This is a genomic window from Rahnella ecdela, assembly GCF_019049625.1.
Classification (GTDB): Bacteria; Pseudomonadota; Gammaproteobacteria; order Enterobacterales; family Enterobacteriaceae; genus Rahnella; species Rahnella ecdela.
Genome location: NZ_JAFMOY010000129.1, coordinates 183,353 through 200,575, shown reverse-complemented (window position 1 = coordinate 200,575; position 17,223 = coordinate 183,353). Strand labels below are relative to the sequence as shown.

The window sequence follows — 17,223 nt, the reverse complement described above, 5'->3', positions numbered from 1 at the left end:
TGAATGAATCAACTTAATATCTCTTTACCCGACGAAGCGGCAACGCTGCAACTAGGTGCTTCCCTGGCGAAAGCCTGCGAAGGCTCAACGGTTATCCATCTTTATGGCGATCTGGGAGCCGGTAAAACAACCTTTAGCCGGGGATTTCTTCAGGCACTGGGGCATCAGGGCAATGTGAAAAGCCCGACCTATACGCTGGTTGAGCCTTATCAGCTGGAAAAGATTGCCGTCTATCATTTTGATTTATACCGTCTTGCGGATCCGGAAGAACTGGAATTTATGGGGATCCGCGATTATTTCGCGCAGGATGCCATCTGTCTGGTCGAATGGCCGCAGCAGGGCGCGGGCGTGTTACCCGAACCGGATATTGAACTGACGCTGGATTACTGCCAGACCGGGCGTACCGCAAAGCTTGTGGCGGTTTCTGAATCTGGCATAAATTTGCTGCATCGTGTTCAACAGCAAGGATGATCACGCGATGAATTCACGTTTTATCTCTTTATTTACGTCGGCGTCGATTTGTTTATCGGCGCTGATGTTGTTTGCAGTACTGGCATCGCCGGTTTTCGCCGCAGGCATGAAAAACATCAATGTTTCCAACGGACAAACGCAGTCGACAGTTACGATTACGTTTGACGGTTCGCCGGATTACTCCTTTTTTCCGCTGCATAATCCTGAACGTGTGGTGATGGATATCCGCCAGGATGGCGTGATGAAAGGTCTGCCGCTCAATTTCAACGGTCAGAATCTGGTGACGCGTGTGCGTGCCAGTACACCGCCTAATGCACAAAGTCAGCGTCTGGTATTTGAACTGAATCAGAAAGTCAGAACCAACGCGACGAAGCAGAAAGACGGCAGCCAGTATACCGTTGTGTTGACCATGAATGCCGCTGCGCCCGCACCGCGCCGGTCTGCGCCGGTGGTAACGGCCACCAATACGCCTTCGCCAAATGCAGGCAAAACGGTCATACCCTCATCTAAATCTAATCCGTTTACCAACGATCAGACCAAAGTGGTTTCCACTACCGTTGCACCGGATAACTCGCGTTCCTCAACAGTCAGCACCAGCGACAGCAAAATCATTGTCGCGATTGATGCCGGTCACGGCGGACAGGATCCCGGAGCTATCGGCGCAGGCGGTCTGAAAGAAAAAAATGTCACTATCGCTATTGCCCGCAAATTGCAGGCGATTCTGAATGCTGATCCGATGTTCCAGCCGGTATTAACACGTGACGGTGATTACTTTATTTCCGTGATGGGACGTTCCGACGTGGCGCGAAAGAAAAACGCCAACGTGCTGGTTTCCATTCACGCCGATGCCGCGCCAAGCCGCAGCGCACGTGGTGCCTCGGTCTGGGTGCTGTCGAACCGCCGCGCGAACAGCGAAATGGGTAACTGGCTGGAGCAGCACGAGAAGCAATCCGAACTGCTCGGCGGCGCGGGTGATGTGCTGGCGAATACCGCGTCTGACCCGTATCTGAGTCAGGCAGTGCTTGATTTGCAGTTTGGTCACTCCCAACGCGTCGGGTATGACGTTGCGACCCGCGTTCTGCGCGAACTGCGCTCCGTCGGCTCGTTGCATAAAGCGAAACCAGAGCACGCGAGTCTGGGCGTATTGCGTTCGCCGGATATTCCTTCATTGCTGGTGGAAACCGGCTTTATCAGTAACTCAACTGAGGAGCGGCTGCTGGGCAGCAGCGCGTACCAGGATAAAATTGCGAGGGCCATTCACATCGGTCTGCGTAATTATTTCCAGTCGCACCCGATACAAAACGGCCCAAAGGTCGAAAACCGCCCGCTGCTGGCCTCATCAGCAGCGGCGGCAGACAATAGCGCGGCTGCCAGCACCACAAGTCAGCCGGGTCCGATTGAAGTGACCGCTGGTGCAGCCGGTGCCACGCAGATCCATAAAGTGACCCGCGGTGAAACCCTGACCGGTATCGCCAACAGTTACGGCACGACCAACGCAGCGCTGCGTGACCTCAATAAACTGAAAAAAGACGGCGTCTGGGTCGGCCAGCGATTGAAAGTGCCAGCGGGCACCCGCACATCTTCAGGAACAACGGCAAAATCCTCGAAGAAACCGGCGAAACATACGGTTAAACGCGGTGATACGTTGTCGGCAATCGCGAGTAAATATGGTGTCAGTATGAATGACATCAAAACCGCAAATCACATGAAGTCTGGCGAGGTACAGCTCGGCCAAACCTTAACTATTCCACAGTCTTAAGGACGGTTTATAACCGCCTGCCACAGGAGCCGCTATGCCGATCAAGGTACTGCCGCCGCAACTTGCTAACCAGATAGCAGCGGGCGAAGTTGTCGAAAGGCCGGCTTCCGTGGTGAAAGAGCTGGTGGAAAACAGCCTTGATGCGGGCGCTACGCGAATCGATATTGATATCGATCGCGGCGGTGCCAAGCTTATCCGTATTCGGGATAACGGCTGCGGGATCGGCAAAGACGATCTGGCCCTGGCACTGGCACGTCATGCCACCAGTAAAATCACCTGTCTTGACGATCTCGAGGCTATTCTCAGTCTCGGCTTTCGCGGCGAAGCACTGGCGAGTATCAGCTCGGTTTCGCGTCTTATCCTGACATCGCGCACGGCTGAACAAAATGAAGCCTGGCAGGCCTACGCCGAAGGGCGAGATATGGCGGTCACCGTCAAACCGGCTGCGCATCCGCAGGGCTCGACCGTGGAAGTGCTGGATTTGTTCTACAACACGCCCGCCCGCCGTAAATTCATGCGCACCGAGAAAACTGAATTTACCCATATTGATGAAGTCGTTCGCCGGATTGCGCTGGCGCGTTTTGACGTTTCCGTCAATCTGAGCCACAACGGCAAACTTATCCGCCAATATCGCGCTGTCAAAGACCCTTCACAGTCGTCCCGCCGTCTGGCGAGCATTTGCAGCCCGACGTTTGTCGAGCACGCGCTGGAAGTGGAATGGAGTCACGGTGATTTGGCGATACACGGTTGGGTGGCGGATCCGGCCGGTTCGCGCAACCTGACAGACATGCAGTATTGCTATGTGAATAACCGCATGATGAAGGATCGCCTGATAAACCACGCGATCCGTCAGGCATATCAGGATCAGTTGAAAGACGATCAGCAGCCCGCGTATGTGCTTTATCTGGATGTCGATCCGCATCAGGTGGATGTGAATGTGCATCCGGCCAAACACGAAGTGCGTTTCCATCAGTCGCGGCTGGTACATGATTTTATTTATCAGGCGGTAATGTCCGTATTACAGCAGGCGGGCGCGCCGGAGCTCGATGAGCCACAGCTTCAGGAAGATATGCCGCGCTGGCAGCAAGAAAACCGTCAGGCCGCGGGTGGAAATCATTTCTCTCAACCGGCTGAACGCAAATCATCATCAGCGCGTGAAAACAGTACTCATCGTGAAAACAACAGCCCTTCACGTGAAAATGTATTTCCTGAAACGGCACGTGCCAGCCAGCCGAGGGAACCAGCTTTTCGCAGCAATGAACCGGCTTATAATCCTTCTGAAAGTAAAGCGTACGGACGTTTATTGCAGCCCGCGCCCGAGTCATTTTCCTTGCAGGAACCGGCTCCGGTCGTGGCACAGCCCGCTAAGCCTGCCGCAACAGCGGCCCGTACACTGGCTGAACCGGCGCTGGAATCGCACAGTCAGAGTTTCGGGCGTGTGCTGACGGTCTGTTCGGCGGAATATGCATTGCTTGAGCGCGGCAAACAGCTGGTGCTGCTGTCGTTGCCGGTGGCCGATCGCTGGCTGAAACGGGCGCAGCTGACACCACCGGAAGAAGGGTTACGTCCACAGCCGCTTTTAATCCCGCTGAAACTGAATGTGAGTAAAGAAGAGGCCGCTGTCATGGCGCGCCATCAGACGTTATTACAGCATTTTGGTTTAGAAATGCTCAATGAGTCGCATCGTGTGACGGTTCGCGCGGTACCTTTACCATTACGCCAACAAAATTTACAAAAGTTGATACCTGATCTGTTAGGTTACCTTGCTGTTCAGCAGGAGGTGACTTCTGATGCGGTAGCCATGTGGTTTGCCCGCCACTGTGGCTGCGAGCACGAGGTATGGACGATTTCACAAGCCATACAATTACTCACGGATGTTGAGCGTCTTTGCCCGCAGTTGGTGAAATCGCCTCCGTCCGGACTTCTGCAACCTCTTGATTTACAGCCCGCGCTGGCGGCTTTTAAGCATGACTGACTCTGAAAACAACGCGCTTCCCCCTGCTATTTTTATAATGGGGCCGACCGCATCCGGTAAAACGGCACTCGCGATGTCGCTGATGAATCATCTTCCCGTTGAGTTAGTCAGCGTGGACTCTGCTTTAATCTATCGTGGGATGGATATCGGTACTGCCAAGCCGACGGCGGAAGAACTGGCGCAGGCGCCGCACCGCCTGATCGACATTCTGGATCCGGCTGAGGCTTATTCCGCCGCTGACTTTCGTCGCGACGCATTACGCGAAATGGCTGAAATAACCTCACGCAATAAGATCCCGTTATTGGTAGGTGGGACTATGCTTTATTTCAAGGCATTGCTTGAAGGACTTTCCCCGTTACCACCGGCTGACCCTGAGGTTCGTGAACGTATCGAAAAGCAGGCAGCAGAGCAGAGTTGGGAAGCGCTTCATGACCAATTGCGCGAGATAGATCCCGTGGCGGCAATGCGAATTCATCCGAATGATCCGCAGAGACTGTCCAGAGCACTGGAAGTTTTTTTTATTTCGGGTAAAACTTTAACGGAACTGACTAAAATTTCGGGTGAAACATTGCCCTATCGCGTTCAGCAGTTTGCGATTGCACCGACCCGGCGTGAATTATTACATGCGCGGATCGAGGAACGTTTTAGTCAGATGTTGTCCAATGGTTTTGAAGACGAAGTCAAGACGCTGATAGCTCGGGGCGATTTGCATACCGATTTGCCTTCTATTCGCTGTGTAGGCTATCGCCAGATGTGGTCATATTTATCTGGTGAATTCGATTACGATGAAATGGTTTATCGTGGTGTTTGCGCGACACGACAGCTGGCCAAACGTCAGATGACCTGGTTGCGAGGTTGGGAGGGTGTCGAATGGCTCGATTCTGAGAAGCCAGAAGAGGCCCTAAACCGTGTAATTCAGGTTGTTAGTGCATAGGTTGGGTGATTGTGTACAATTGATGAGTACTCAGCGCGCAAATTTTTTATGTGATTTATTTTCGAGCCGATAGGCTCAAAGTTACAAACAACAAACTAATAAGGAAAAGATAGAATGGCTAAGGGGCAATCTTTGCAAGATCCGTTCCTGAACGCATTGCGTCGTGAACGTGTTCCGGTTTCTATTTACTTGGTGAATGGTATTAAGCTGCAAGGCCAGATTGAGTCTTTTGACCAGTTTGTCATTCTGTTAAAAAATACGGTAAGCCAGATGGTGTATAAACACGCTATCTCCACCGTAGTGCCTTCCCGCCCGGTGTCACACCATAGCAATAATCCAGGTTCGGGCAGCACCAACAATTATCACCAAGGTAGTACTCCGTCTGCGCAACAGCCGCAGCAGGAAAACGATGACGCTGAATAAAGCGCAACGTTGGTCAACCACGAAGGGGTTCATAAGTATTCCGATTATGCTTATGACCCCCCGGCTGGCGAATTTTTCCCAAATGAGAGGTCGCAAGCTTGTTTGACCGTTATGAAGCCGGTGAGCAGGCCGTACTGGTTCATATCTATTTCTCGCGAGACAAAGACACAGAGGATCTGAGCGAATTTGAATCGCTGGTTTCTTCTGCAGGTGTAGAGGCGTTGCAAGTCGTCACCGGGAGCCGTAAGGCACCGCACCCAAAATACTTTGTCGGTGAAGGAAAGGCCCAAGAAATCGCAGATGCCGTCAAAGCAACGGGCGCTTCTGTCATCCTGTTTGATCACGCCTTGTCCCCCGGCCAGGAAAGAAACCTGGAAGCCTTTTGCGAATGTCGCGTTGTCGACCGCACCGGATTGATATTAGATATTTTTGCCCAGCGGGCCCGAACACACGAAGGTAAGTTACAAGTAGAACTGGCGCAATTACGCCACATTGCTACCCGACTGGTTCGTGGCTGGACGCACCTTGAACGACAGGGCGGCGGTATTGGCGCACGTGGTCCGGGTGAAACCCAGCTCGAAACTGACCGCCGTTTACTACGCGACAGAATTACTTTAATCCTCAGCCGTCTTGAAAAAGTGGCTAAGCAGCGTGAACAGGGGCGCCGTTCACGCGTTCGTGCGGATATTCCGACGGTGTCTTTGGTTGGATATACCAACGCCGGGAAGTCCACACTCTTTAATCGTATTACTCAGGCCGATGTTTATGTGGCCAATCAGTTGTTTGCTACGCTCGATCCTACGCTGCGCCGCATTATGGTGGCAGATGTCGGGGAAACAGTTTTGGCGGACACCGTAGGGTTTATTCGTCACCTGCCCCATGATTTGGTTGCGGCCTTTAAAGCAACGTTGCAGGAAACCCGACAGGCATCTCTGTTATTACATGTTATTGATGCAGCGGACATCCGTGTTCAGGAGAATATTGACGCGGTGAATACGGTGCTGGCAGAGATCGAAGCAGATGAAATTCCTGCGCTGTTAGTGATGAATAAAATAGATATGCTGGATGATTTTGTCCCGCGTATCGACCGCAACGAGGATAATTTGCCTGTCAGAGTTTGGCTTTCAGCCGTGACAGGTGAAGGCATTCCGTTGCTTTTTCAGGCATTAACGGAGCGACTCTCTGGCGAAATCGCGCAGCATGAATTGTGCTTGCCGCCGGAAGCAGGCCGCCTTCGTAGCCGTTTTTACCAGCTTCAGGCAATTGAAAAAGAATGGATTGAAGAGGATGGCAGTATTGGTCTGATGGTGCGAATGCCCATCGTTGACTGGCGCCGCCTCTGCAAACAAGAGCAGGAACTGGAAAGCTATGTCCGCAACCAGAGCCTGTCTGATTTGGCCTGAAGAACACCAATCATAGAATAATGGAGCTATAACATGGCGTGGAATCAGCCCGGTAATAACGGACAGGACCGCGACCCCTGGGGCAGCAGCAATAATAATAGCGGCAACTCTGGTGGAAATTCTGGTGGAAATAATGACAACAAGGGCGGCCGCAATCAGGGGCCACCTGATCTGGATGATATCTTCCGTAAACTCAGCAAAAAGCTGGGTGGTTTCGGTGGAAAAGGTTCAGGCAACAATAATAACAATGGCAGCAACAACAACGGTACGCCAACCGGTTCCGGTCATGGAATGAGTGGCACCCGGATTGCCGGCATCGCAGTCGCAGCGGTGGTGGTTATCTGGGCTGCAACAGGTTTCTATACCATTAAAGAAGCCGAACGTGGCGTTGTGACCCGTTTTGGTAAGTTCAGCCATCTGGTTGAGCCGGGCCTTAACTGGAAACCGACCTTCATCGACCAGGTCCGCGCAGTAAACGTAGAATCGGTACGTGAACTTGCTGCATCTGGCGTGATGCTGACTTCCGACGAAAACGTGGTACGCGTTGAAATGAACGTTCAGTACCGCGTGACGGATCCTGAAGCCTATCTGTTCAGCGTCGCCAATCCTGACGACAGCCTGAGCCAGGCAACGGACAGCGCATTACGTGGCGTCATCGGCAAATACACGATGGATAAAATCCTGACTGAAGGCCGTACCACCGTGCGTAGCGATACCCAACGTGTACTGGAAGAAACCATTCGTCCGTACAAAATGGGTATTACCATTCAGGACGTCAACTTCCAGACTGCGCGTCCGCCGGAAGAAGTGAAAGCTTCCTTCGATAACGCGATTGCAGCCCGCGAAAGAGAGCAACAGTCTATTCGTGAAGCAGAAGCGTATGCGAACCAGATTCAGCCTCTGGCAAACGGTGAAGCACAACGCTTACTGGAAGACGCAAAAGCCTATAAAGATCGTACTGTTTTGGAAGCGCAGGGTGAAGTTGCCCGTTTCTCCAAACTGTTGCCTGAATATAAAGCCGCGCCGGAAATCACCCGTGAGCGTCTGTATATTGAAACCATGGAAAAAGTCCTCAGTCACACCCGTAAAGTTCTGGTGAGTGACAAAGGGAATAACCTGATGGTATTACCGCTGGATCAGATGCTGCGTGGCAGCAATGCAGCAGCCAATGACGCCAGCAAAAATGATGAATCAGGTTTGTTGCCTTCCGTTCCGGGTTTAACCAGCAGTAATGGCAAAAGCAGTGCCGGTACCAGCAGTTCCCGTTCGTCTGGCAGTGTCATGGACCAGCGCCGTGCAAACGCACAGCGTGACGATACACTTCGCGTAGGGAGAGAATAACAATGCGTAAGTCATTTTTACTTATCGTCGTTGTGGTGCTGGTGGCGCTTTATGCCTCACTGTTTGTAGTTCAGGAAGGTCAGCGCGGGATCGTGCTGCGTTTCGGTAAAGTCCTGCGTGACAGCGATAACAAACCGCTGGTGTATGCGCCAGGTCTGCATTTTAAAGTTCCATTTGTGGAATCCATTAAAATGCTCGACGCGCGTATTCAGACTATGGATAACCAGGCTGACCGCTTCGTGACCAGCGAGAAGAAAGACTTGATCGTCGATTCTTACCTGAAATGGCGTATCAGTGATTTCAGCCGCTACTACCTGGCAACGGGCGGTGGTGATGTTTCTCAGGCAGAGATCCTGCTGAAACGTAAATTCAGTGACCGTCTGCGTTCTGAAATTGGTCGTCTGGATGTGAAAGACATCGTGACCGACTCCCGTGGTCGTCTGACGCAGGACGTTCGTGATGCGCTGAATACCGGTAGCGTAGGCGATGAGCCTGAAGCAACAACAGAAGCTGATGATGCGATTGCCTCTGCGGCCAAACGTGTTGAACAGGAAACTAAAGGCAAACAGCCTGCGGTCAACCCGAACAGCATGGCGGCGCTGGGTATTGAAGTGGTAGATGTACGTCTGAAACAAATCAACTTGCCGGAAGAAGTGTCCAGCGCGATTTACGATCGTATGCGTGCTGAGCGTAATGCGGTGGCATTGCGTCACATCTCTCAGGGTAAAGAAGAGGCGACTAAGATTCAGGCAGCGGCGGATTACGAAAGAACCCGTACTGTGGCTGAAGCAGAACGTACTGCCCGTATCACCCGCGGTGAAGGCGATGCTGAAGCGGCCAAACTGTTTGCTGATGCATTCAGCCAGGATCCTGACTTCTACGCATTCATCCGTAGCCTGCGTGCTTACGAGGCCAGCTTCAAGAGTGGTAACGACGTCATGGTGTTGAGCCCTGACAGCGATTTCTTCCGCTTCATGAAGTCACCTGAAAAAAATAAGTAATTGCTTGTGCAATTTCCAAAAGGCCCTTAATGGGCCTTTTGTCTTTTCAGAAATCCTTCTCTTTTTGGGAAAGGATGTAACGAGACTAATTCATCATGAATTCGACAATTTGGCTGGCGCTGGCGTTAGTTTTGGTTCTTGAAGGCCTGGGACCGATGCTTTATCCAAAAACGTGGAGAAAAATGATCCTCTCGCTGGCGAATCTTCCGGACTCCGTTTTACGGCGTTTTGGCGGGGGACTTGTGGTCGCGGGCTTCGTTATTTACTACATGTTGCGTAGTCGTCTGGGTGGCTGAGCTTTTGTTACAACCCTGGTGTCACGTCTTGTTGCGACGCGTAGCACGCAATTAAAAATTTTCCCGCAAACGTGTGCTAAAAGTGCTGGAAAGCACAGAATGAGATGTTAGAATCCTTTTTTAAGCAACCTGGTGATTCTTGAGATGGGTAAGAACGTCGTCGTACTCGGCACTCAATGGGGTGATGAAGGGAAAGGCAAGGTCGTAGACCTGCTTACTGAACGGGCTAAATATGTTGTGCGCTATCAGGGCGGTCACAACGCCGGTCACACTCTGGTTATCAACGGTGAAAAAACCGTTCTTCATTTAATTCCTTCTGGCATTCTGCGTGAAAACGTGACCAGCATCATCGGCAACGGTGTTGTTCTGGCTCCTGACGCGTTGATGAAAGAAATGGGCGAACTTGAAGCTCGTGGCATCCCTGTACGCGAACGTCTGTTACTGTCTGAAGCTTGCCCGCTGATCCTGCCTTACCATGTCGCTCTCGACATGGCGCGCGAAAAAGCGCGTGGCGATAAAGCGATCGGCACTACCGGTCGTGGTATCGGCCCGGCTTATGAAGATAAAGTTGCCCGTCGCGGTCTGCGCGTAGGTGACCTCTTCAACAAAGAAACTTTCGCTATCAAGCTGAAAGAAATCATCGATTACCATAACTTCCAGCTGGTGAACTACTACAAAGTAGAAGCCGTTGATTTCCAGAAAACGTTAGATGATGTAATGGCTATCGCCGACATCCTGACGGCAATGGTTGTTGACGTCTCTGAGCTGCTGGATGGCGCGCGTAAGCGTGGCGACCTGATCATGTTTGAAGGCGCACAAGGTACGCTTCTGGACATCGACCACGGGACTTATCCGTACGTAACCTCTTCCAACACCACCGCTGGTGGCGTTGCTACCGGTTCAGGTATTGGTCCACGTTACGTTGATTATGTTCTGGGTATCGTTAAAGCCTACTCCACCCGCGTGGGTGCAGGTCCATTCCCGACTGAACTGTTCGACGAAACCGGCGAGTTCCTGCGCAAGCAAGGTAACGAGTTTGGCGCGACCACTGGCCGTAGCCGTCGTTGTGGCTGGCTGGACATCGTGGCTGTACGTCGTTCTGTGCAGATCAACTCCCTGTCTGGTTTCTGTCTGACCAAACTGGACGTGCTGGACGGTCTGAAAGAAGTGAAGCTGTGTGTCGGTTACCGTATGCCTGATGGCCGCGAAATGACTACCACTCCGCTGGCTGCTGAAGGCTGGGAAGGTATCGAGCCAATCTACGAAATCATGCCAGGCTGGACCGAAACCACCTTCGGCGTTAAAGAAGTAGAAAACCTGCCACAGGCAGCGCTGAACTACATCAAGCGTATCGAAGAGCTGACAGAAGTGCCGGTTGATATTATCTCTACTGGCCCGGATCGTAGCGAAACCATGATCCTGCGCGACCCGTTTGACGCATAACAGTCTGAGCTGATTGCGAAAAAACGTCATAACCGGGCATAATTGCCCGGTTTATTTTTTTCTGAATCCCTTCCCTTGTGTACTTTCCATAAACCATCCACTATCTAAATGATTAGCTGCAAAGTTCGCGGCTGGTTTATCATCAAAGTGTCATAATAAACAATCATCTTCACCCTGTTGTCATTGCTGACGTGGAAAGACCGGGTAAATAGCTACCCAGAGGTATGTGTGCAGTTAACGAGTTTTACTGATTATGGTTTGAGAGCGTTGATTTATATGGCTTCATTGCCAGACGATCAGATGACCAACATTTCGCAGGTCACCGAGGTTTACGGTGTATCGCGCAACCACATGGTGAAAATCATTAATCAGTTGAGCCGTGCTGGCCTGGTGACTGCCGTTCGCGGAAAGAACGGGGGGATTAAACTGGGCAAGCCCGCAGAGACCATTCGCATTGGCGACGTGGTGCGCGAACTGGAACCTCTTACGCTGGTCAATTGCGCCAGCGACTTTTGTCATATCACGCCCGCATGCCGGCTAAAACAAGTCCTGCACACTGCTGTAGAACATTTTCTTGATGAGCTGAATCAGTACACTCTGGCCGATATGGTCAAAGATAATTCAACGCTCTACAAATTATTGCTTGTTGAATGAAAGACTTTCAACAAACTGCTGATGACAACGGAGGAACCGCTATGTCACAAGATCCATTCCTGGAACGAGAAGCAGAAAAATACGAATCACCTATTCCCAGCCGTGAATTTATTCTGGAACATCTCGCAAAACGTGAAACCCCAGCCAGCCGGGAAGAGATCGGTAACGAACTGAATCTGTCCGGAGAAGAATCACTGGAAGCCCTGCGCCGTCGTCTGCGTGCGATGGAACGTGATGGCCAGTTAGTCTTTACCCGCCGCCAGTGCTACGCGCTGCCGGAGCGTCTGGATCTGCTGAAAGGCACGGTTATCGGCCATCGCGATGGTTACGGTTTCCTGCGCCTCGAAGGCGTGAAGAAAGATGATGTGTATCTTTCTGCTGAGCAAATGAAAATGTGCATCCACGGCGACGTGGTTCTGGCACAACCGGTCGGAACCGACCGTAAAGGTCGCCGTGAAGCGCGCATCGTGCGTGTTCTGGTGCCCAAAACCAGCCAGATTGTTGGTCGTTACTTTACTGATGCCGGTGCCGGTTTTGTGGTGCCTGACGACAGCCGTCTGAGTTTTGACATCCTGATCCCTGCCGATGCCATTAACGGCGCGCGCATGGGCTATATGGTGGTGGTCGAGCTGACACAGCGTCCGACGCGCCGTACCAAAGCGGTCGGTAAAATCGTTGAAGTCCTCGGCGACAAAATGGGAACCAGCATGGCGGTAGATATCGCGCTGCGCACCCATGAAATTCCGCACGTCTGGCCGCCACAGGTTTTGAAACAGGTCGAAGACCTCAGCGAACAGGTGCCGGAAGAAGCTAAAAAAGGCCGCGTCGATTTACGCAGCCTGCCGCTGGTCACCATTGATGGTGAAGATGCGCGCGACTTCGATGACGCAGTGTATTGCGAGCAAAAACGCGGTGGTGGCTGGCGCCTGTGGGTGGCAATTGCCGACGTGAGTTATTACGTCCGTCACGGCACTGCGCTCGACGATGAAGCGCGCAGCCGTGCGACTTCCGTTTACTTCCCGTCGCAGGTTGTCCCGATGCTGCCGGAAGTGCTCTCCAATGGCCTGTGTTCCCTGAACCCGCAGGTAGACCGTCTGTGTATGGTCTGTGAGATGACTATCTCCGCGCAGGGCAAGCTGACCAGTTCTAAATTCTACGAAGCGGTGATGAGCTCCCACGCGCGTCTGACGTACAACAAAGTCTGGCGCATCATCGAAGGTGATCCTGAACTGCGTGAGCAGTATTCGCCGCTGGTGAAGCATCTTCTTGAACTGCACACCATGTACAAAATGTTGGATCAGGCGCGTGCAGAACGTGGTGGTATCGCGTTCGAAACTGAAGAAGCGAAATTCATCTTCAACGCGGAGCGCCGTATCGAACGTGTTGAACCGACCGTGCGTAACGATGCTCATAAACTGATTGAAGAGTGCATGATCCTGGCAAACATTGCTGCCGCGCGTTTTGTTGAAAAACATAACGAACCGGCGCTGTTCCGTGTGCATGACCGTCCAAGCGATGACCATATCTCCGCGCTGAAAAGCGTGCTGGGTGAGCTGGGTCTGGTGATGGGCGGCGGCATGAAGCCTGAGCCGAAAGATTACGCTCAGATCATGGATGAACTGGCCGATCGCCCTGACCGCGAAATGCTGCAAACGATGCTGCTGCGTTCTATGAAACAGGCGATTTACGATCCGGAAAACCGTGGCCACTTTGGTCTCGCGCTCGGATCTTATGGTCACTTCACATCACCAATCCGTCGTTATCCGGATCTGGCACTGCACCGTGCGATCAAGTACCTGCTGGCGAAAGAGCACGGTACGCTGAAAGATCGCTGGACGCCAACCGGCGGCTGGCACAGTGATTACGAAGACATGTTGCAACTCGGCGAGCATTGTTCGATGGCAGAACGCCGTGCGGATGAAGCGACCCGTAATGTGGCGGACTGGCTGAAATGTGACTTTATGCAGGATCACGTCGGTGAAGTGTTTACCGGCACTATCGCCAGCGTCACCGGCTTCGGCTTCTTCGTACGCCTTAACGACCTGTTTATCGACGGTCTGGTGCATGTGTCCTCGCTCGACAACGATTATTACCGTTACGACAATATCGGCCAGCGTCTGGTCGGTGAGTCCTCTGGTTCGGTTTACCGCCTCGGCGATACCGTTGAAATTCGCGTTGAAGCCGTACATATGGACGAACGTAAAATCGATTTCGCGCTGGTTTCCAGCACCCGCAAAGCGCGTGGTGAAGGCAAAACTGCACGTGATCGCGCCAAGAAAGGCGGCGAGCGTTCCATGCGTTCCGCGGCACCGGCTAATGCTGGTCGTCGCCGTACCGGTAAGAAAAACGTAAACTTTGAGCCGGACAGCGCCTTCCGCAAAGATGACGCCAAACCCGCTAAGCCGAAGAAAGAGAAAGCGGTAGGCGCGGTCGGTAAAGATGGTAAGCCGAAGAAAGCAAAGAAGCCTTCTGATAAAACAGCAAAAATTGCTGCGGCAACCAAAGCCAAACGCGCGAAGAAAAAGTCAGCAGAAAGCTAAGCCAGACGGGCGTAATATTTTACCTAAAAGCATTCAGGTTGCAGCCAACGCATCTGCAGCATGAATGATGAAGGGTGTGATAGAATCGCCCGCAATTACTGTTAAATTGCGGACAGCTTGCTGTCCGCAAGTCTATTTTAAAGAGCATCATGAGCGAAATTATCTACGGTATCCATTCCGTTAAAGCCTTACTCGATAACGATCCGCAACGTTTTCTGGAAGTTTTCATCCTGAAAGGTCGTGACGATAAACGCCTGAAACCGCTGATCGACGAGCTGGAAGCCAGCGGTATCGTGATCCAGGTGGCGAGCCGCCAGTGGTTGGATGAGAAATCTGAAGGTGCTGTGCATCAGGGCATTATCGCGCGTGTGCGCGAAGGCCGCCAGTATCAGGAAAACGACCTGCCTGCTTTGCTGGAAAGCCTCGATTGCCCGTTCCTGCTGGTGCTGGACGGCGTAACCGATCCGCACAACCTGGGCGCTTGTCTGCGTACCGCGGATGCAGCCGGTGTTCACGCAGTGATCGTCCCGCGTGACCGTTCTGCCAAACTGAATGCTACGGCTAAGAAAGTCGCCAGCGGCGCGGCTGAAAATGTACCACTGATTAACGTGACCAATCTGGCGCGTACCCTGCGCGTACTGCAGGAACACAATGTCTGGATCGTCGGTACCGCCGGTGAAGCCGATCACGACCTGTTCCAGAGCAAAATGACCGGCCCGATGGCGCTGGTGATGGGCGCAGAAGGCGAAGGTATGCGCCGTCTGACCCGCGAACATTGTGACGAACTGATCAGCATTCCGATGGCAGGGAGCGTGTCTTCCCTGAACGTTTCCGTCGCGACCGGCGTTTGCCTGTTCGAAGCGGTACGTCAGCGCGGCCTGAAGAAAAGCTGATTTCTGCTTATTCAGTCTCTGATTAAACGGGAGCCTTTTGGCTCCCGTTTGCATTTCTGCGTTTGTGATCCGCCCGTCTGTTAATTCTCCGATTTTTACCATACTTAGGCCATGTCCTTTTGAAAGGGAGCAGGCGATGAACTGGGAAACACACCGGGTTTTCAATCAGCCCAAGGCACTGAGTAACAGCAACTTATTTCTTTCAGACACCCCGCTGCGTGAAGCTGTCGCCCGTCAGCAGGCTGGCTGGGATGCCGATGTGCTGGCGTCACTCGGGCAACAATTAGGTTCTGCAGAATCGCTGGAGCTGGGAAGGCTGGCAAATACCAATCCGCCCGAACTTTTGCGTTATGACCCTTGCGGCGAACGCCTCGACGATGTGCGTTTTCATCCCGCCTGGCATCTGCTGATGCAGGGGCTTATCGCTAACCGTGTGCATAATTTACCGTGGCAGGAAGATGCGCGTATCGGTTCGGCGGTCGCCCGTGCAGCGCGTTTTATTCTTCACGGTCAGGTTGAGGCGGGAACGTTATGCCCGGTGACCATGACGTTTGGCGCGATCCCATTGCTGCAAAAAACTCTGCCGCCGGAATTCAGCGGCTGGCTGAGACCGCTGTTATCCGATCGTTATGATCCGCATTTGCAATCCGGTGACCAGAAGAAAGGCGTCCTGATTGGCATGGGAATGACCGAGAAACAGGGGGGCTCTGATGTGCTCAGTAACACCACGCGGGCCACGGCGCAGGAAGGGCGAGGCAGCGGAAAGCCTTATCATCTAATCGGCCATAAATGGTTTTTCTCCGTACCGCAAAGTGATGCCCATCTGGTGCTGGCACAGGCCGACGGCGGACTTTCATGCTTCTTTATGCCAAGGGTTCTGCCCGATGGCACGCGTAATGCAATTCGCATCGAACGTCTGAAAGACAAATTGGGCAACCGCTCGAATGCCAGCAGCGAGGTCGAGTTTCAGAATGCGACCGGCTGGCTGCTGGGCGAAGAAGGCGAGGGCATCCGTCATATCCTGAAAGTGGGCGGTCATACGCGTTTTGACTGCGCGCTGGGCAGTCACGCCATGATGCGGCGGGCACTGTCGGTTGCGCTGTACCACGCCTTCCAGCGGCAGGTTTTTGGTAAGCCTCTCATCGAACAGCCGCTGATGCGCCAGACGCTGAGCCGTATGGCGCTGCTGCTGGAAGGGCAGACGATGTTGCTGATGCGTCTGGCGGCGGCGACCGGCTCTCAGGACAATCCCGCAGAACAACTGCTCTGCCGCTTGCTGACCCCTGCCGCCAAGTTTGAAGTGTGCCGTCAGGGGATGCCTTTTGTGGCAGAGGCTATGGAAGCGCTGGGCGGGATAGGTTATTGCGAAGACAGTGAGTTGCCGCGGTTGTACCGCGAAATGCCGGTCAACAGTATCTGGGAAGGGTCGGGCAATGTGATGTGTCTGGATGTGCTGCGCACGCTCAAAAAGCTGCCCGCCAGCGGAGAAATGTTGCAACAGGTATTGTATCAGGCACGCGGCCAAAACCGCATATTTGACCGGGCGTCCCGCCAGTTTTTACAACGCCTGCGTCGTGGTGAAGAAGCGCACGGACGCTGGCTGACCGGACAGTTGTTTAACCTGATGACGGCAACACCGATGCTGGAATTTTCCTCGCCGCCGGTAGCGGACGCCTGGTGCAGAATGGTACTCGACCCGCGCGGCGAAACGCTGTTGCCGGAACGCTTATCCCAGCTGTTGCTCAACCGCGCGATCGGTGCTGAATAATCAGCGATACAGAGTGGCCTGCGAATACCAGCGGCCGGGAATAATGGTTTCGCTGTTAAACATGATCACGTAGTAATGCGCACCAGCGGCATCGGCTTTGCGCTGAATTTCTGCTTCAACATCCATCGGGCTGCCCATGACATCCGCGGTAATGCTGCCTATTTTAGTCAGTGTAGATGTCTGCGAACGGGTAATTTCCTGCGCTTTGGCCGTTACCGCAGGCGGCGGAACCGGTGTGGTTTGCATGAGATTACTGCATCCGCTGAGCGCAACCAGTAACAGCAGCGCAGCGGAGATTCGAAAGGATTTCATCGTGATATCC

15 protein-coding genes are annotated in these 17,223 nt (G+C 53.0%); 14 read left to right on the top strand and 1 reads right to left on the bottom strand.

The features are described from left to right. The first annotated feature begins 3 nt into the window (after positions 1–3). The 14 genes from tsaE (at position 4) to J1784_RS16680 (ending at position 16,901) form a co-directional block, all read left to right on the top strand. Entirely contained in the window at positions 4–471 is a 468-nt protein-coding gene (gene tsaE / locus J1784_RS16745; RefSeq protein ID WP_217150170.1) for a tRNA (adenosine(37)-N6)-threonylcarbamoyltransferase complex ATPase subunit type 1 TsaE, read from the top strand. A 7-nt stretch (positions 472–478) separates the two neighbouring features. Next, complete coding sequence (gene amiB, locus J1784_RS16740; protein WP_217150169.1) at positions 479–2,230, top strand: N-acetylmuramoyl-L-alanine amidase AmiB; 1,752 nt, start codon at positions 479–481, stop codon at positions 2,228–2,230. A gap of 34 nt (positions 2,231–2,264) precedes the next feature. Further along, on the top strand, positions 2,265–4,205 hold the full coding sequence (gene mutL / locus J1784_RS16735; protein WP_217150168.1) for a DNA mismatch repair endonuclease MutL: 1,941 nt from the start codon (positions 2,265–2,267) through the stop codon (positions 4,203–4,205). Then, positions 4,198–5,139 (top strand): tRNA (adenosine(37)-N6)-dimethylallyltransferase MiaA, encoded by a 942-nt coding sequence (gene miaA, locus J1784_RS16730; protein WP_217150167.1) that lies wholly within the window; start codon positions 4,198–4,200, stop codon positions 5,137–5,139. The genes mutL and miaA overlap by 8 nt, the downstream gene beginning before the upstream one ends. A 114-nt stretch (positions 5,140–5,253) precedes the next feature. Further along, positions 5,254–5,562, top strand: a complete 309-nt coding sequence (gene hfq / locus J1784_RS16725) for an RNA chaperone Hfq (RefSeq protein ID WP_013573763.1) — start codon at positions 5,254–5,256, stop codon at positions 5,560–5,562. 98 nt (positions 5,563–5,660) lie between these two features. Further along, positions 5,661–6,965, top strand: a complete 1,305-nt coding sequence (gene hflX / locus J1784_RS16720; protein ID WP_217150166.1) for a ribosome rescue GTPase HflX — start codon at positions 5,661–5,663, stop codon at positions 6,963–6,965. A gap of 33 nt (positions 6,966–6,998) precedes the next feature. After that, the gene (hflK, locus tag J1784_RS16715; RefSeq protein WP_217150165.1) at positions 6,999–8,306 is read left to right on the top strand and encodes an FtsH protease activity modulator HflK; all 1,308 of its coding nucleotides are present in this window, start codon (positions 6,999–7,001) and stop codon (positions 8,304–8,306) included. Positions 8,307–8,308: 2 nt separating this feature from the next. After that, on the top strand, positions 8,309–9,307 hold the full coding sequence (gene hflC, locus J1784_RS16710; protein ID WP_217150164.1) for a protease modulator HflC: 999 nt from the start codon (positions 8,309–8,311) through the stop codon (positions 9,305–9,307). A gap of 95 nt (positions 9,308–9,402) precedes the next feature. Continuing rightward, on the top strand, positions 9,403–9,603 hold the full coding sequence (locus tag J1784_RS16705; protein WP_120508556.1) for a DUF2065 domain-containing protein: 201 nt from the start codon (positions 9,403–9,405) through the stop codon (positions 9,601–9,603). 144 nt (positions 9,604–9,747) lie between these two features. Then, positions 9,748–11,046 (top strand): adenylosuccinate synthase, encoded by a 1,299-nt coding sequence (locus J1784_RS16700; RefSeq protein ID WP_112286826.1) that lies wholly within the window; start codon positions 9,748–9,750, stop codon positions 11,044–11,046. 228 nt (positions 11,047–11,274) lie between these two features. After that, complete coding sequence (gene nsrR, locus J1784_RS16695) at positions 11,275–11,700, top strand: nitric oxide-sensing transcriptional repressor NsrR (RefSeq protein WP_120134181.1); 426 nt, start codon at positions 11,275–11,277, stop codon at positions 11,698–11,700. A 41-nt stretch (positions 11,701–11,741) separates the two neighbouring features. After that, positions 11,742–14,240, top strand: coding sequence for a ribonuclease R (gene rnr / locus J1784_RS16690; RefSeq protein ID WP_217150163.1), 2,499 nt, complete (start codon positions 11,742–11,744; stop codon positions 14,238–14,240). Positions 14,241–14,389: 149 nt separating this feature from the next. Then, positions 14,390–15,133, top strand: a complete 744-nt coding sequence (gene rlmB / locus J1784_RS16685; RefSeq protein WP_014411562.1) for a 23S rRNA (guanosine(2251)-2'-O)-methyltransferase RlmB — start codon at positions 14,390–14,392, stop codon at positions 15,131–15,133. 136 nt (positions 15,134–15,269) lie between these two features. After that, positions 15,270–16,901 (top strand): isovaleryl-CoA dehydrogenase, encoded by a 1,632-nt coding sequence (locus tag J1784_RS16680; RefSeq protein ID WP_217150162.1) that lies wholly within the window; start codon positions 15,270–15,272, stop codon positions 16,899–16,901. Here J1784_RS16680 and bsmA read toward each other — a convergent pair whose 3' ends face one another. Continuing rightward, positions 16,902–17,213: a biofilm peroxide resistance protein BsmA gene (bsmA, locus tag J1784_RS16675; RefSeq protein WP_217150161.1), complete on the bottom strand. Its 312-nt coding sequence runs from the start codon at positions 17,211–17,213 to the stop codon at positions 16,902–16,904. Between the last annotated feature and the right edge of the window lie 10 nt (positions 17,214–17,223).

What these genes read in the sequence shown, in the direction of transcription:
- rnr (WP_217150163.1), top strand. Translation starts at nt 11,742, where the DNA reads ATGTCACAAGATCCATTCCTGGAACGAGAAGCAGAAAAATACGAATCA.
- mutL (WP_217150168.1), top strand. Translation starts at nt 2,265, where the DNA reads ATGCCGATCAAGGTACTGCCGCCGCAACTTGCTAACCAGATAGCAGCG.
- J1784_RS16705 (WP_120508556.1), top strand. Translation starts at nt 9,403, where the DNA reads ATGAATTCGACAATTTGGCTGGCGCTGGCGTTAGTTTTGGTTCTTGAA.
- tsaE (WP_217150170.1), top strand. Translation starts at nt 4, where the DNA reads ATGAATCAACTTAATATCTCTTTACCCGACGAAGCGGCAACGCTGCAA.
- amiB (WP_217150169.1), top strand. Translation starts at nt 479, where the DNA reads ATGAATTCACGTTTTATCTCTTTATTTACGTCGGCGTCGATTTGTTTA.
- hflK (WP_217150165.1), top strand. Translation starts at nt 6,999, where the DNA reads ATGGCGTGGAATCAGCCCGGTAATAACGGACAGGACCGCGACCCCTGG.
- hflC (WP_217150164.1), top strand. Translation starts at nt 8,309, where the DNA reads ATGCGTAAGTCATTTTTACTTATCGTCGTTGTGGTGCTGGTGGCGCTT.
- rlmB (WP_014411562.1), top strand. Translation starts at nt 14,390, where the DNA reads ATGAGCGAAATTATCTACGGTATCCATTCCGTTAAAGCCTTACTCGAT.
- J1784_RS16680 (WP_217150162.1), top strand. Translation starts at nt 15,270, where the DNA reads ATGAACTGGGAAACACACCGGGTTTTCAATCAGCCCAAGGCACTGAGT.
- miaA (WP_217150167.1), top strand. Translation starts at nt 4,198, where the DNA reads ATGACTGACTCTGAAAACAACGCGCTTCCCCCTGCTATTTTTATAATG.
- bsmA (WP_217150161.1), bottom strand. Translation starts at nt 17,213, where the DNA reads ATGAAATCCTTTCGAATCTCCGCTGCGCTGCTGTTACTGGTTGCGCTC.
- hfq (WP_013573763.1), top strand. Translation starts at nt 5,254, where the DNA reads ATGGCTAAGGGGCAATCTTTGCAAGATCCGTTCCTGAACGCATTGCGT.
- J1784_RS16700 (WP_112286826.1), top strand. Translation starts at nt 9,748, where the DNA reads ATGGGTAAGAACGTCGTCGTACTCGGCACTCAATGGGGTGATGAAGGG.